This window comes from Streptosporangium pseudovulgare (genome assembly GCF_014648055.1).
Taxonomy (GTDB): Bacteria; Actinomycetota; Actinomycetes; order Streptosporangiales; family Streptosporangiaceae; genus Streptosporangium; species Streptosporangium pseudovulgare.
In genome coordinates this window covers 1-13,221 of record NZ_BMQJ01000002.1, presented here as the reverse complement: position 1 = coordinate 13,221, position 13,221 = coordinate 1, and the positions used below count along the sequence as shown (strand labels likewise).

The 13,221-nt window shown below is 76.2% G+C and carries 11 protein-coding genes; 8 read left to right on the top strand and 3 right to left on the bottom strand.

What is annotated here, in order from left to right:
- Nucleotides 1–17: 17 nt before the first annotated feature.
- Nucleotides 18–1,700 (bottom strand): DNA polymerase/3'-5' exonuclease PolX, encoded by a 1,683-nt coding sequence (polX, locus tag IEZ10_RS04005; protein ID WP_189245113.1) that lies wholly within the window; start codon nucleotides 1,698–1,700, stop codon nucleotides 18–20.
- Between the two features lie 356 nt (nucleotides 1,701–2,056).
- Here polX and IEZ10_RS04000 point away from each other — a divergent pair, with 356 nt between their 5' ends.
- The 8 genes from IEZ10_RS04000 (at nucleotide 2,057) to IEZ10_RS03965 (ending at nucleotide 11,527) form a co-directional block, all read left to right on the top strand.
- Entirely contained in the window at nucleotides 2,057–3,220 is a 1,164-nt protein-coding gene (locus IEZ10_RS04000) for a YcaO-like family protein (RefSeq protein ID WP_189245112.1), read from the top strand.
- Nucleotides 3,221–3,228: 8 nt separating this feature from the next.
- A complete protein-coding gene (locus IEZ10_RS03995; protein WP_189245111.1) occupies nucleotides 3,229–4,464 on the top strand; it encodes a hypothetical protein in 1,236 nt (411 codons plus the stop codon).
- Nucleotides 4,461–5,924, top strand: coding sequence for a cupin domain-containing protein (locus tag IEZ10_RS03990; protein ID WP_189245110.1), 1,464 nt, complete (start codon nucleotides 4,461–4,463; stop codon nucleotides 5,922–5,924). The genes IEZ10_RS03995 and IEZ10_RS03990 overlap by 4 nt, the downstream gene beginning before the upstream one ends.
- Nucleotides 5,921–7,210 carry an MFS transporter gene (locus tag IEZ10_RS03985; protein WP_189245109.1) on the top strand — a complete coding sequence of 430 codons (1,290 nt, stop codon included), beginning with the start codon at nucleotides 5,921–5,923 and terminating at the stop codon, nucleotides 7,208–7,210. Before IEZ10_RS03990 ends, IEZ10_RS03985 begins: the two co-directional genes overlap by 4 nt.
- Nucleotides 7,211–7,300: 90 nt before the next feature.
- Entirely contained in the window at nucleotides 7,301–8,008 is a 708-nt protein-coding gene (locus IEZ10_RS03980) for an SRPBCC domain-containing protein (RefSeq protein ID WP_189245108.1), read from the top strand.
- A gap of 65 nt (nucleotides 8,009–8,073) precedes the next feature.
- A complete protein-coding gene (locus tag IEZ10_RS03975; protein WP_189245107.1) occupies nucleotides 8,074–9,591 on the top strand; it encodes a S9 family peptidase in 1,518 nt (505 codons plus the stop codon).
- Between the two features lie 157 nt (nucleotides 9,592–9,748).
- Entirely contained in the window at nucleotides 9,749–10,168 is a 420-nt protein-coding gene (locus IEZ10_RS03970) for a DUF6176 family protein (RefSeq protein WP_189245106.1), read from the top strand.
- Between the two features lie 222 nt (nucleotides 10,169–10,390).
- Nucleotides 10,391–11,527 (top strand): carboxylate-amine ligase, encoded by a 1,137-nt coding sequence (locus tag IEZ10_RS03965; protein ID WP_189245105.1) that lies wholly within the window; start codon nucleotides 10,391–10,393, stop codon nucleotides 11,525–11,527.
- Here IEZ10_RS03965 and IEZ10_RS03960 read toward each other — a convergent pair.
- Together IEZ10_RS03960 and IEZ10_RS03955 are read right to left on the bottom strand one after the other, a co-directional pair.
- On the bottom strand, nucleotides 11,517–12,635 hold the full coding sequence (locus tag IEZ10_RS03960; RefSeq protein ID WP_229810936.1) for a hypothetical protein: 1,119 nt from the start codon (nucleotides 12,633–12,635) through the stop codon (nucleotides 11,517–11,519). The two genes, IEZ10_RS03965 and IEZ10_RS03960, sit on opposite strands and share 11 nt — an antisense overlap.
- Before the next feature lie 139 nt (nucleotides 12,636–12,774).
- The coding region (locus IEZ10_RS03955) for a sigma-70 family RNA polymerase sigma factor family protein (RefSeq protein ID WP_506004876.1) at nucleotides 12,775–13,221 on the bottom strand (447 nt) is incomplete at its 5' end.

The following is a 13,221-nucleotide window of genomic DNA, read 5'->3' as shown; positions in this document are numbered from 1 at the left end:
TTCCCGGCGGGCGGCCGTCAGCGGCCCAGGAAGCCCAGCAGCCGCTCCAGCGGCCAGGTGTTGATCACGTCGTCGGCGGTCAGCCAGCCCCGCTGCGCCACGCCGACCCCGAACCGCTGGCCCGCGAGCCCCGGCACGGAGTGGGCGTCGCTGTCGATGGAGAACCTCACCCCATGATGCCGCGCCAGCCGTACGAGGTCGGAGGGCAGGTCGGAGCGTTCGGCGGCGGAGTCGATCTCCATCGCGGTGCCGGTGCGCGCGGCGGCGCGGAACACCTCGTCCCAGTCGGCGTCCACCGGCGGGCGCCGGCCGATCCGGCGGGTGGTGGGGTGGCCGATGATGTGGACCCGCGGATTCTCGCAGGCCGCGATGAACCGCCGCGTCATCTCCTCGCGTGACTGGGTGAAGTGGGAGTGCACGCTGGCCACGCACACGTCGAAGCCGGCCAGGACCTCCTCCGGCCAGTCCACCGACCCGTCGGGGCCGATGTTCAGCTCGGTGCCGTGCAGCAGCCGCATGTCCGGATGGTCCGCCTGCAGGCGGCGCAGCCGCTCGCGCTGCTCCAGCGCCCGCTCCAGGGTCATCCGCTGCATCGCCAGGTCCGGGGCGTGGTCGGTGACGGCGTAGTAGGAGTAGCCGCGCGCGGCGGCGGCCGCCACCATCTCCTCGAGCGTGGCGATGCCGTCGGTCAGGTCGGTGTGGGTGTGCAGGTCGCCCCGCAGGTCGGCGACGGTGACCAGGTCCGGCAGCTCCCCGGCGAGCGCCGCGTCGATCTCCCCGCCGTCCTCGCGCAGCGTCGGCGGGATCCACGGCATGCCGAGCGCCTCGTAGACGTCCTCCTCGCGCTCGGCGGCGATCACCCGGTCGCCGTCGAACAGGCCGTACTCCGACAGCTTCCAGCCCCGCTTCACCACCAGCTCCCGCAGGTGCACGTTGTGCTCCTTGGAACCGGTGAAGTACTGCATGGCCGCGCCCCACGAGGCGGCCGGGACCAGCCGCAGGTCCACCTGCACGCCCTGCGTCGTGCGGACCGAGGTCTTCTTCTCGCCGGAGGCGATGACCTCCGCGACGTACGGCATGCCCCGGAAGTCGTCCATCAGGCTCTCCGGGCCGACCGCCAGGATGTCGATGTCGCCGATGGTCTCCTTCATCCGGCGCAGCGACCCGGCGTAGGCGATCCGCTCGGCGTCGAGCGAGGCGATGATCTGCTCGGCGAGGTCCATGGCGGTGCCGATGTCCACCCGGGCGCCGGCCAGCTCCAGCTGCTCCAGGCCGTGCAGCAGGTTGGCCTCCGTCTTGGGGCCGAAGCCCCTGACGCCCCGCAGCCGCCCCTGCCCGATCGCCTCGGTCAGGGCCTCGGGGGAGTCGATGCCCAGCTCCTGGAAGAGGAAGACCGCCTTCTTCGGCCCCAGAGAGGGGACGCGGGTGAGCCGCCTGACGCCCTCCGGGACCTTCCCGCGCAGGTCGTCGAGCTGGCGGAAGCTGCCCCTGATGAGGAACTCCTCGACCTTCTTGGCGATCGCCTCGCCCACCCCCGGCACCGAGCGCACGGCCGTGGCCGCGATGTCCTCGGGGAAACCGGCGATCGCCTTGGCCGCCTTCTGGTAGCTGCGCACCCGGAAGGCGTCGCCGCCGGTCATCGCGAACAGCTCGGCGTACTCCTCCAGGGCGGCCGCGACGGCGTCGTTTGCTCGTGCCATGGGCCCAGCTTAGAAGATCGCCCCGACATTTCCCGGCCGCCCGCGCCCGGCCCGCGGCGGGCTCCAGCACACCGGAAGGTGCACCCGGCCGACCCCGTGGATCACGATCGAAAAGGAGTGAGAGCTGAGGAAGGAGGTGAACGGTATGGAGATCAGCTGGGACCTCGGTCAGGTCGACGAGGAGGCGCAGGAGTTCGACGTGCTCGGCAACAAGTCGTACTGACGTGCCGCGCGACGAGACCGTAGCCGCCCCGCGACCGGGCGGCGCGTGATCCGAGGGCGCTGCGGGGCGGGTCGCCGTGTTGACGCCCCCGCGCCCGGACCCCCGGGTGTGCCGGCTTGAGGAGAGGGAGACCATGGACCAGGGCGACGCCGCGCCGCGGCCCATCGTGCGCCCGCTGGTCGGCGGGATCCTGCACGTGGCCTGGACGGCCGACGGCGCCGGCGTCAGCGGCGGCGCCTGTGACGCCGACCCCGGCCGGGCCGCCCGCCGCGCGGCGGGGGAGTACGCCCAGCACGTGAGCCACCTGTCGGCCGCCGGCGCGCTGCCGGTCCTGGCCGGCCCCGGCGACCGGCCCCGGATCGCACCGGCCGCGCACGCCGCCGCCGGCTCCCCGCCGACGTCCTGGGTGGCCGGCCACGGCATGCGCGACGGTACGGAGGTCGCCGTGCCCGCCCAGGCCGTCTTCCTCGGCTGGGACCCTCCGCCGCCGGAGATCCGCTGGTGCGTGCAGACGTCGGCCGGCACCGCCGCCGGCGCCGACCCGGAGCGGGCGCGCACGGCCGCGCTGCTGGAGGTGATCGAACGGCACGTGCTGGAGCGCGGCTGGCGGACCGGGGACATCCGGTTCGAGGAGCTGGACCACCTGCACGACGCCGTGCTGCCGCCGGGCCTGACCGGCGCGCTGCGGGACGGCGGCGTCACCCTCCGGACGCTCCGCGTGGCGGGGCTGTCGCCCGACGTCGTGACGGCCTTCCTGCACCGCTCCGACGGCACCGCGCTGACCTGCGGCGCCGCCGCCCGGGGGGACACCGCCGCCGCCGTACGGCACGCGGTCTACGAGGCGGTGGGCAACCGTCTCGCCCTCTCCGCCCCGCGAGGCCCCGCGCGGCCGGGCGGCCATGACCATGACGGGGACTCCGCGCGGCCGGGCGGCCCGGACCGGGACCCCGCGCGGCCGGGCGCCGGGGACGGAGGCTCCGTGTACCCGGGCGCCAGGGACGGAGGCTCCGCGCGGCCGGGCGACCGGGACCGCGACAGAGGGCTCGCCGCGGCCGCCGCCGGCCCGCGGCACCTGGACTTCGTGCGGCGGCGGACCGTGGGCGCCGGCGAGCCCCGGACCGCCCCCGTCACCCCGGCCGGCCTGCTGGAGACCGCCGAGGCCCTGTTCGGCCGCCAGCCCGCCGAAGTGCGGCTGCCCTCGGTCGGGCCGTACGCGGTGCACCGCGTGGTGTGCCACGGCTCGGAGGTCTTCCAACCGCTCACCCCGCCCGCCGGCCTGGCGTGCCCGCTCGCCTAGGAGGTCACGTGCCCAAGTTCGCCTACCACCGCGACGACTCCGTCTCCTTCGGGGAGCTCCGCTTCGCCGGGCCGCGGGTGCTCGACACGGCCGAGCTCGCCCGGCGCTGGAGGGCGTGGATCGACCTGGGCGACGCCGACCCGGCCCCGCTGCGGTCGCGGCACGCCGTACACCTGGCGCGGATGCTCACCGGGGAGGCCGAGGAGATGGCGCCCAACTGGTTCGCCACCGTGTCGGTGACCAGCTCCCGCTACCAGGTCGTGGCGCAGGCCAGGGCCGTCGGACACCGGTGCGAGCGGCCCGCCGGCCTGGCCGGGCGGCTGCGCACCCCCCGCTGGCAGGCCCTGGTGACCGCGCTGGAGCGCTGGCCGGCGCTGCCGCCGGCCCGCAGGGTCGTGGTGGTCGCGCTGCTCACCCAGCTCGGCTTCCACCGCCACGTCGTCAGCCTCGTCGGCACCCTCACCGCCGCCGCCGACCCGCTGTCGCAGCAGCTGGCCTACGAGGCGTCCCGGGCCGCCTACCAACTCAACCGCGCCTCGCCCGTCCCGGCCCGCGTCTTCGGCTGGCTGGCCGAGAACGCCGCCCGGCCCGCGCTGCGCACGCTCGCCGCCCTGCAGCTGGTCTCCACCCGCTCCCGCGGCGGCGGCGACCGGGCGGAGGCGGCCCGGTGGCTGGCCGCGGCGCGCCGGGCGGCCGACGGCCTGGACGCCGAACCCGACTGGCTGGCGCACCTGGTGACGAGCCGCTACCACCGCGCCGCCGCGCTGCACGAGCTGTCCGGCGGCGACCGCGAGCCGGTGGTCGAGCACATGCGCCTGGCGCTGAGCCACGACGAGGACATGGCACGGTGCGCGCCGGACCCGGTGCGGGCCCACTACCGGGCGGAGAACCGGGGACTGGTCCTGGAGGCCCACCTGAAGCTCGACACCCTCACCGGCGAGGCGAGCGCCCCCGCCGACGCCGTGGCGCAGCTCCGCGCCCTGGACCCGGTCGATCCCGAGCCGCTGTACGCCGTCGGCGCCTACCTCGCCGGACGCGGCGACTGGGAGGGCGCCCGCGGGGCGTTCCGGCGGGCCGCGGGGTCGGGCACGCTGCGCGGGGCGATGGCCGCCGCCGCCGCGGCCGACTGCTCCGAGCGGCTGGGACGCCCCGGCGACGCCGAGGAGGACCGCCTGCTCTGCCTCGACCTCGACCCGGCCGCCCGCCTGACCGCCCGCCCGAGCCCGGCAGGGGAGGGACGATGACCGGCACGCGCAGGCCCCCCGCCCCGGAGGAGACCGGAACCGGTGAGCATCTCGCCGACTGCGGCCCGGAGCGGCCCGGAACCGGCGGACTGCTCACCGTCCGGCCGCTGGAGGCCCTGCCCGACCTGGACGGCCTGCGCCCCGGCGACCCCGAACCGGGCGGCCGGCACGCCCTGGAGGAGATCATCACCGCCCTGCCCGTCGCGGAGTTCCTCGACCGGCACTGGGGACGCGACTGCCACCTCGACCCCGGCGATCCCGGCGACCCGGGGCGGTTCCACCACCTGCTGCCCTGGCCGGAGCTCGACCGGCTGCTCGACGGGCACCGGGCGTGGCCGCTGCGGATGCAGGTGGCGCGGGGCAACGCCTCACTGCCGCCGTCCTCCTACCTGGAGACGATCCCCGGCAGGGGCGTCGGCCGCGAACCGGCGATGCGGGTGTCCAGCGCCAAGCTGCACGCCCGGCTGCGCGAGGGCGCGACGCTGGTGTTCGGGTCGGTGGACGAGGCGGTGCCCGCGGTGCGGGAGCTGGCCGAGCGGCTCGAACACGACCTGCGCGCCGAGGTGTTCGTCAACCTCTACGCCTCCTGGGGGCAGGTCGGGGCGTTCGACCCGCACTGGGACGACCACGACGGCATCATCCTGCAGGTCTACGGGCGCAAGGAATGGCGGCTGTACGGCGTCGGCCGTCCCGCGCCGCTGCCGGGCGACGGCCCCCTCAACGAGTGCCCGCCCCGGCCCCTGCGGCAGTTCGAGCTGACCGAGGGCCAGGCGCTGTACGTGCCGCGGGGCCACTGGCACGCGGTCCGGCCGGTCGGCGGCACCACCGTGCACCTGACGTTCGGCATCCGGCGGCCGGTGGTCCGCGACCTGCTGCGCTGGGCGGTCGACCGGCAGCTGGGCCACCCCGACGCCCGGCTCGACCTGCCGCTCGGCGGGTGGGACGACGAGCTCGCCGGCCGGCTGTCCCGGCTGCTCGACGGGATCGGCGAGCTGCTCGGCGCCGAGGGGTTCGGCCGGTACGTCGCCGAGCGGGACGGGCGGGCCGCGGCGCGCCCCCGCCACCTGCTGCCGCACGCGGTGACCGACCTGTCCGGCGGCTGCCCGCCGGACGCCGTCGTCGTCCTGGCCGCCCCCCGGCCGGTGGCGCACGGCGGGGACGGGCGCCGGCGGACCCTGCTGTCGGGCGGCCTGCGCTACGACTTCGACGCCCGCTGCGAGCCGCTGCTGCGCCGCCTGCTCGGCCGCCGCCCCTGGCGGGTGGGCGACCTCGCCCGGGAGGCGGCCGCCGAGGGCGGCCCGGACGCCGGGGAGTGCCGGCGGCTGGTGGCCGAGCTCCTGGGGCACGGCCTGCTGCGGTTCGACACCGGCCCCGCCGCGCCATCCGGATCACCCGGCGGGCCGCCCGCCGGAGCACCCGGAGAGCGGTACGACCGGCGGCCTGAGGAGGGACGACGATGACGGACACGATCCCCGGAACCGGGGCGCCGCGACCCACCCGGCGGCCCGGCGCGCTGTCCCTGGCGCCGGACTTCCCCATGCTGTGGGGCGCCTCGGCGGTGTCGCTGCTGGGCAACGGCATCTCCTCGGCGGCGCTGCCGCTGCTGGCCGCCACGCTCTCCACCGACCCGGTGGTGGTCGCCTCCGTGGTGGTCGTCGGGAGGCTGCCCTGGCTGCTGTTCGCCCTGCCGGCCGGGGCGATGGCCGACAGGTGGGACCGTAAGCGCGCCATGTGGCTGGCGGACCTGGTGCGGGCCGCCCTCACCGGCGTGCTGGCGGTGGCCGTCGCGGCGGGCTTCGCGAGCATCGGGCTGCTGATGGCCGTCGGCTTCCTCATCGCGGTCGCCGACACCGTCTTCGACAGCAGCAACACCGCCGTGCTGCCCAAGGTGGTCTCCGGCGACCCCGACCGCATCCGGCGGGCCAACTCCTGGCTGGTGGGGACCAGGACCACCGTCGAGTCGTTCGCCGGGCCTCCCCTCGGCGGGCTGCTGTTCGGCTTCTCCCGGGCGCTGCCGTTCGTCGGCGACGCGCTGTCGTTCCTGCTCAGTGCCGCGCTGCTGCGCAGGATGCGCGGCGACTACCACGTCTCCCGCAACGCCTACGGCGAGACGGGACTGTGGCGGGCCGTCGCCGAGGGCTGCTCCTGGCTGTGGCGGCAGCCGGTGCTGCGGTCGATCACCGCCGTGGCGGGCCTGTTCAACGTCGCCTGCCTGGCGCAGACCGCGATCTTCGTGCTGTTCGCCCAGCAGGAGCTCGGCCTGGGGGCCTTCGGGTTCAGCCTGCTGCTGGCCGTGGGGTCGTTCGGCAGCCTCTTCGGCGCCGCGCAGGCCGGCCGGCTCAACGCGTGGTTCGGCACGGCGGTCAGCCTCCGCCTCGCCCTGGTCGTGGCGGGCGCCGCGTGCCTGGCCACCGCGGTCGCCCCGGACGCGTGGACCGCGGGCGCCGCGGAGGTCCTGGCCGGGTTCGCCGCCGCGATCTGGAACGTCAACCAGATGTCGCTGCGGCAGTCCGGCACACCCGACCACCTCCTCGGCCGGGTCACCGGCGCCCACCGGCTGGTCACCTACGGGGGGATGCCCTTCGGCGCGCTGCTGGGGGGCCTCCTCGCCTCGGCCGCCGGCCTGCGCGCGTCGTTCGTCGTCGCGGGAGCGATCATGCTGGCGCTCGCCGTGTTCGCCGCCGCCACGATCACCCGATCCCGCGTCGCCGAGCTGGTCGGAGAACCGGCCGCCGGCCGGGGATGAGCACCGCCGCACCGACCCGGACACGAGCACCGGCATGAGCACCGCCGCACCGACCCACGCAACCGCCGCGCAACCGACAAGGAGCAGTCAATGGTGGGCAACAGCTTCGAACGCGTCCTGAACCACCCCCGCGAGAAGGTCTGGCGGGCCATCTTCGACCCCGCCGCCGCCGAGCACTGGCTCGGCGTGGTCGCCAGCGTCATGCCGGAACGGCCGGGCGCCGCCTTCTGCTGGCTCTACGACGCGGGCGCCCGCAGGCCGACCGCCTACACCGGGCGGATCGGCGCCCTGGAGACGCACCGCCGGCTGGAGCTGACCGTCGGCCTGATCGCCTGCGACGCTGAGGTGACCATGGTCTTCGAGCTGGCCGACGACGACGCCGGCCGTACCCGTCTGACGCTCCGGCAGGACGGCTTCCCCGAGGAGGGCAACGGCAGGTTCGAGCGCGACGGGTTCCTGCACCACTGGGACCACTTCCTGGACCTGCTCGGCGACTACCTCGACGAGACCCCGCACAACTACCACACCATGCACCGCACCGAGCTGGGGGTCATCCCCGTCGGGGCCGTCGCCGGCGAGGGCATGCTGGTGCAGGACGTGGCGCTCGGCGCGCCCGCCGACGTCGCCGGGGTGCGCCCCGGCGACGTCATCCGCGCCGCCGACGACTTCCTCTTCGACAGCCTCGACGACCTGGACGTGTGGGTCGAGAACCACCGGCCCGGCGATCGGGTGAACCTGGTGATCGGCGAACGCGTCGTCCCCGCCGTCCTGCGGGCCAAGCGGTACGCGCCGTCCTGACGGAGCGCACCCCCCGGCGACCCCGGCGATCTCGACGACCCTGACGGCCATGGACAGGAGGCACGATGCCGGACGTCATCCCGCTGCCGGAGCGGACGGAGCGGATCACCGCGTCGCTGCCGGACCCGTTCCGCCGCTCCCAGCTCGACGGCGACGGCCCGGCGTTCGCGCTCACCCCGGCCGGGCCGGTGGTGAGCGCCGACGCCTGGTCCGGCCGCCATCTGGCGCTGCTCACCGGCGGGCGGTGGACGCCGCTCACCACCGGGCCGCGGTGGCACCGCCGCCCCCGGTGGGACGGGGAGCGGCTGACGGCCGACGCGTCACGCGACCTGGCCGCCGAACGGTTCGGCGAGGAGACGGTCCCGCTCCCGGTTCCTGTTCCGGTTCCGGTCGCGGGCCGGGAGCCGGCGCCGGCTCCCGGCCCGGCGGGCCGCGGCGGGAGGGTGGTCCACCCGGTCCTCGGCGAGGTGCTGCTGCCGCCGCGCGCCGTGGTCGAGGCGGTCGTGCCGGACTCGCCGCGCCGCGACAGGATCGCCGTGCTGCTGCGCCGGGGACCGGCCAGGCGCGTGGTGTGCGTGGACGGCGGCGGCGTCTCGCACTGGGACGGCCCGGTGACCTCCGTCGGGCCGTGGCTGTCACCGGAGGAGGTCGTCGTGGTCGCGGAGACGTGGCCGGGCCGGGCGGCCTACGCCTGGCACACCCGCACCGGGGCACGGCGCCGCCTGACCGGGCCCGGCGCGGCCGTGGTGGGCGACGTGCTGGCCGGCGACGGGGTCGCCGGCCTGAGCTGGACGTCGGCCGGGCAGCCCCGGCGGCTGTGGGCGGGGGAGAGCGCCGAGCTCGCCGCGGGAGGGCTGCGGCTGCGGCCCGACCCGCCCCGCGGCCAGGCGCCCCCGCCCGCACGCCACACCGTGCTGCAGGGGCCGTGCTGCCCGCTGCCGTGCCTGCTGCGCGACCCGCCCGGTACGGCGCGCGGCACGGTGCTGCTGCTGCACGGCGGCCCGAACGGGGTGAACCTGGGGACCTGGTCGCCCTTCGCCGAGTCGCTGGCGCTGGCCGGCTGGCGCGTCGTCCAGCCGAACGTGCGGGGGAGCAACGTGCTGGACCCGGCGCTGCGCCCGCCGCCGCCCGGCCGCTACGGAGTGGACGACGCCGACGACGTGCTCGCCGTACTGCGCCAGGTCGCGACCGGGCCGGTCGTGGCCGGTGGGATGAGTTACGGGGGTTACCTCGCGGCCCGGGTCGCGCGCCTGTCCCCCCGGGTGCGCGGGGTCTTCCTGCTCGGCGGGTTCCTGCGGTTCACCGACCTCGGCGACTCCGGCCACGACGGGGTGCGGGCCTTCCTGCGCACGGCCGGCGACCGCCTCGCGCCGGACGCGGCGCCCGCCGCCGCGCCGCACTTCGTCGCGCACGGGGAGGAGGATCCGCGCATCCCCGCCGGCGCGGTCCGCGCCCACCTGGGCGAACTGCCGGCCGGGTCGGAATGGGTCGGCATCGAGGGCGAGGGCCACGGGATGCTCACCGACCATGCCGCCAGGAAGGTCTTCCCCCGGTTCTTCGCCTGGCTGGACAGGCTCGGCTGAGCGCGGCGCCCATCGGCGCCCATCGGAGGCCATCGGCGCTCACCGGAGGCCATCGGCGGCCATCTGGCGGCCGGAGACGGACGGGGACGGGCGGGGGGACAGGGGGCGGGGCCGGGGGAACGGAAAGAACCGGACACGACGGAAGAGGTGGTGGACGATGCTGCGAGTGAGCGTCAGCAAGGTACGGCCGGAGCAGGTGGACCGGCTGCGCGCGTGGTTCGCCGAGCTGTCCGGCCCCCGCAGGGGCGAGCTCCTGGCGACCTTCGCCGACGAGGGCGTGCGGCACGAGACCGTCCTGCTGGTCCCCACCTCCGACGGGCCGCTCATGGTCTACGTCATGGAGGAGGAGGACCCGGCACGGTCGATCGCCGCCTTCCGGGACTCGGCCCACCCCGTCGACGCCGACCACCGGGCAGTGCTGTCGGCGGCGTTCATGGGGGTGGCCGAACACGAGGTGCTCCTCGACGTGCCCGCGGAGCCGCCCGCCGGCCTGTCGACCGGCCCGTCCGCGGAGCCGTCCGCCGCCCGGCCCGGCTCCCTGCCGCCGGCGGCGGGCACGGCCACCGGAACCCCCTGAAACTCCCCGGCGACCCCGGCGACCCCGGCGCCCATCGGGTCCGAGGACGCGCCGCCCGGTTTCCGGCCCCGGCCGCCGGCAGCCACCGGAACCCCCTGAAAACCCCCGGGAACCCCCAGAACCCGCCGGAGCCGGGGACGTGCCGCCCGATTGTGCCGCCGCGCCGGGGCCGGGCCGATACCGTGGCACCGCCGCCCGCACACCCCCGGCCTGGAGCGAGAGATGACGGCGACCGCGCAGACCCCGCCCCCCGTGCCCTTCGACCCCGTCCGCCCCCTGATGGGGGTGGAGGAGGAGTACTTCGTCGTCGATCCGGTGACGCGGGCCGTGACGCCCCGGGCCGCGGAGGTGGCCAAGCGCGCCGCCGCCGTCCTGGGGGACCGCGCGAGCACCGAGATCATCCGGTTCCAGGTGGAGGCCAAGACACCGCCCTGCGCCGACTCCGCCGGCCTGGCGGAGCGGTTGCGCGAGATGCGGGCGGCCATGGCCTCGGCGGCGGCCCGCGAGGGGCTGGCGGTGGTCGCCTCGGGAACGCCCGTGCTGGGCGACGTCGTCCCGCCGCCGATCGTCGACGACTCGCGTTACGACCTCGGCATCGCCGCCTACCGGACGCTGCACGACGAGCAGAGCATCTGCGCCGGGCACGTCCACGTCCACCTGCCTGACCGGGCGCGGGCGGTGCTGGCGGGCAACCACCTGCGGCCGTGGCTGCCGGTGCTGATCGCGATGACGGCCAACTCCCCGCTGTGGGCCGGCCGCGACACCGGTTACGCCGCCTGGCGGGTGCTGTGCTGGAACAAGTGGCCGGTCGCCGGGCCGCCGCCGTACTTCGCCGAACCGGAGGAGTTCGACCGGCTCGTCGCCACCCTGACGGACGCCGGGGTGCTGGTGGACCCCGGCACGATCTTCTGGGACGTCCGGCCCTCGGCGCGGCTGCCCACCCTGGAGGTGCGGGTGGCCGACGTGCCCGCCACCGCCGGGGAGTCGGCGCTGCTCGCCGCCGTGGTCAGGGGCCTGGTGGTGACGGCGCTGGAGCGGATCGGCGACGGGGACCCCGGACCGCGCCCGCCGGAGGCGCTGCTGCGCGCCGCCTACTGGCAGGCGGCCCGCGACGGCATGGACGGCCACGGCATCGATCCGCTCACCGGCGAGCGGCACCCCGCCGCCGACCGGGTCGGCGCGTTGCTGCGCCACATCCGGCCCGCGCTGGAGCTGACCGGCGACCTGGACATGGTGACCGAGCGGCTGGCCCGGCTGGGCGGGGAGGGCACCGGGGCGGCCCGACAGCGGGCCGTCCACGCCCGCCGCGGCCTGCCGTCCGACGTGGTGGACCACCTCGTCGGGCACTTCACCGCCTGACCGTCCGGGTGGTGGGCGAGCCTGCGGCGTTCCGGATGGTGGGCGGGCCTGCGACGTTCCCACCTGCGGCCGCGGCCGCGGCCACCGCCACCCCGGCCGCGGCCGGGGTGGCGGTGGCGGCGCGGCGCGCGCGCAGGCCGCCGGCCAGGCACAGCACGACACCGAGCGCGAGCCAGGCGACCAGGACGATGACGGAGTGGGCGGCGCCGTGGCCGTCGAAGAAGGCGGTGGAGCGCAGCAACCGGCCGCCCGCCCCGGGCGGCAGCAGCTGGCCGAGGACGCCGGACCAGCCGGGCAGCATCTCGGGTGCGGTCGCGGCACCCGACAGGGGATTGCCGATGAGCATCATGGCGACGGCGCCGAGACCGAAGCCGACGTACCCGAGCAGTGACTCCAGCCCGAGGATGCTCAGTGAGGTGGCCGCGATGGTCAGGGCGATGGCGCCGCTGTTGGCCAGGTAAGCGCCGCTGAGCGAGCCGAGCCAGAACTGCAGGATCGCCGCCACGGCCAGGCCGCCGGCGATCGCGAAGGCGAGCGCTCCGGTGACCCGGCGGGCGGTGCCGCGGACGAGTCTGGTCAGCAGCAGTACGGCGAGCAGGCCGCCCATGGCCAGGGGCAAGGCCCCGGCGGCCAGGCCGGCGCCGCGCGGGTCGTCGGCCGGCAGGGCGACGAGGTCACGGGCGGCGACCGCCGGGTCGGCACCCTGCGCCTGCGCCTGACCGAGCGCGGTCGCGATGCCCTGCAGGGTCTGCGCGACCGCCGCGCTGGCGGCGGAGGCCGTGATGACCTGCGGAGTGCCGGAGCTGACGTCGATCGCCCCGTACACCTCCCGTTCGCGGATCAACCGTTCGGCGGCCGCTGTGTCGGCGACCTCGGTGATCTCGAAGCCGCCCGGCAGGCGTTGGCCGAGAGCGGTGCTGACTCGCCCGGCCGCGGCGGCCGGGCCCGCGACGGCGATCGGCACGTCGTGTACCGATGAGCGCACCGACGGCCAGGCGAAGGCGGTGAGCAGCACGGAAATGCTCGCCGTGAGCAGGACGACCGCCCTGGCCACCGTCGGCCAGGGTGACTGCGGTGCGTCGGCTGCCTGCGGGGCCTGAACGGCCATATCTACTCCTCGAAGAGAACGTTTGCGTGATTTACGTGGTGACGGGGCGGCCGGTTCGCGCTTGTGCCGATGAGCGGACGCCTTCGCTCGGGGCTCCGCACCGTCGCGATGCCGTGATCATGGAGCGGCGGCTGAAGGATCACTTCAGCGTGAGGGGGGTCTCGGATGCGATCCGGGTCAGCTTCCGCGGGTTGCGGACGTAGTAGAGGCCGGTGATGCGGGCGTCCTCGACCCGGACCGCTATGACACCGTCGATCTCGCCGTCCACGCGCAGGAGGAGCGCCGGGTTGCCGTTGACCACGGTGGACTCGCTGGTGAGCGCGATCCGGGCCCTGCCGAGGCCGCCGACGATCATGCGGGCCACCTTGCCGGCACCGGTGATCGGCCGCGGCGCGGCCTGCTTGACGCCGCCGCCGTCGCTCACCAGGACGACCTCGGGGGCGAGCACGTCGAGCAGGCCCCGCAGGTCCCTGGTTTCGAGCGCGCGCCGGAAGGACTCCAGCACCGCCCGGGCCTGGCCCGGGGAGACCACCTCGCGAGGCCGCCGGGCATCGACGTGCCGGCGGGCCCGGTGCGCGATCTGGCG

Excerpts from the sequence above, each read along its gene's own strand:
- IEZ10_RS03975 (WP_189245107.1), top strand. The coding sequence starts at position 8,074 with ATGCCGGACGTCATCCCGCTGCCGGAGCGGACGGAGCGGATCACCGCG.
- IEZ10_RS03985 (WP_189245109.1), top strand. The coding sequence starts at position 5,921 with ATGACGGACACGATCCCCGGAACCGGGGCGCCGCGACCCACCCGGCGG.
- IEZ10_RS04000 (WP_189245112.1), top strand. The coding sequence starts at position 2,057 with ATGGACCAGGGCGACGCCGCGCCGCGGCCCATCGTGCGCCCGCTGGTC.
- IEZ10_RS03965 (WP_189245105.1), top strand. The coding sequence starts at position 10,391 with ATGACGGCGACCGCGCAGACCCCGCCCCCCGTGCCCTTCGACCCCGTC.
- IEZ10_RS03980 (WP_189245108.1), top strand. The coding sequence starts at position 7,301 with ATGGTGGGCAACAGCTTCGAACGCGTCCTGAACCACCCCCGCGAGAAG.
- IEZ10_RS03990 (WP_189245110.1), top strand. The coding sequence starts at position 4,461 with ATGACCGGCACGCGCAGGCCCCCCGCCCCGGAGGAGACCGGAACCGGT.
- polX (WP_189245113.1), bottom strand. The coding sequence starts at position 1,700 with ATGGCACGAGCAAACGACGCCGTCGCGGCCGCCCTGGAGGAGTACGCC.
- IEZ10_RS03960 (WP_229810936.1), bottom strand. The coding sequence starts at position 12,635 with ATGGCCGTTCAGGCCCCGCAGGCAGCCGACGCACCGCAGTCACCCTGG.
- IEZ10_RS03970 (WP_189245106.1), top strand. The coding sequence starts at position 9,749 with ATGCTGCGAGTGAGCGTCAGCAAGGTACGGCCGGAGCAGGTGGACCGG.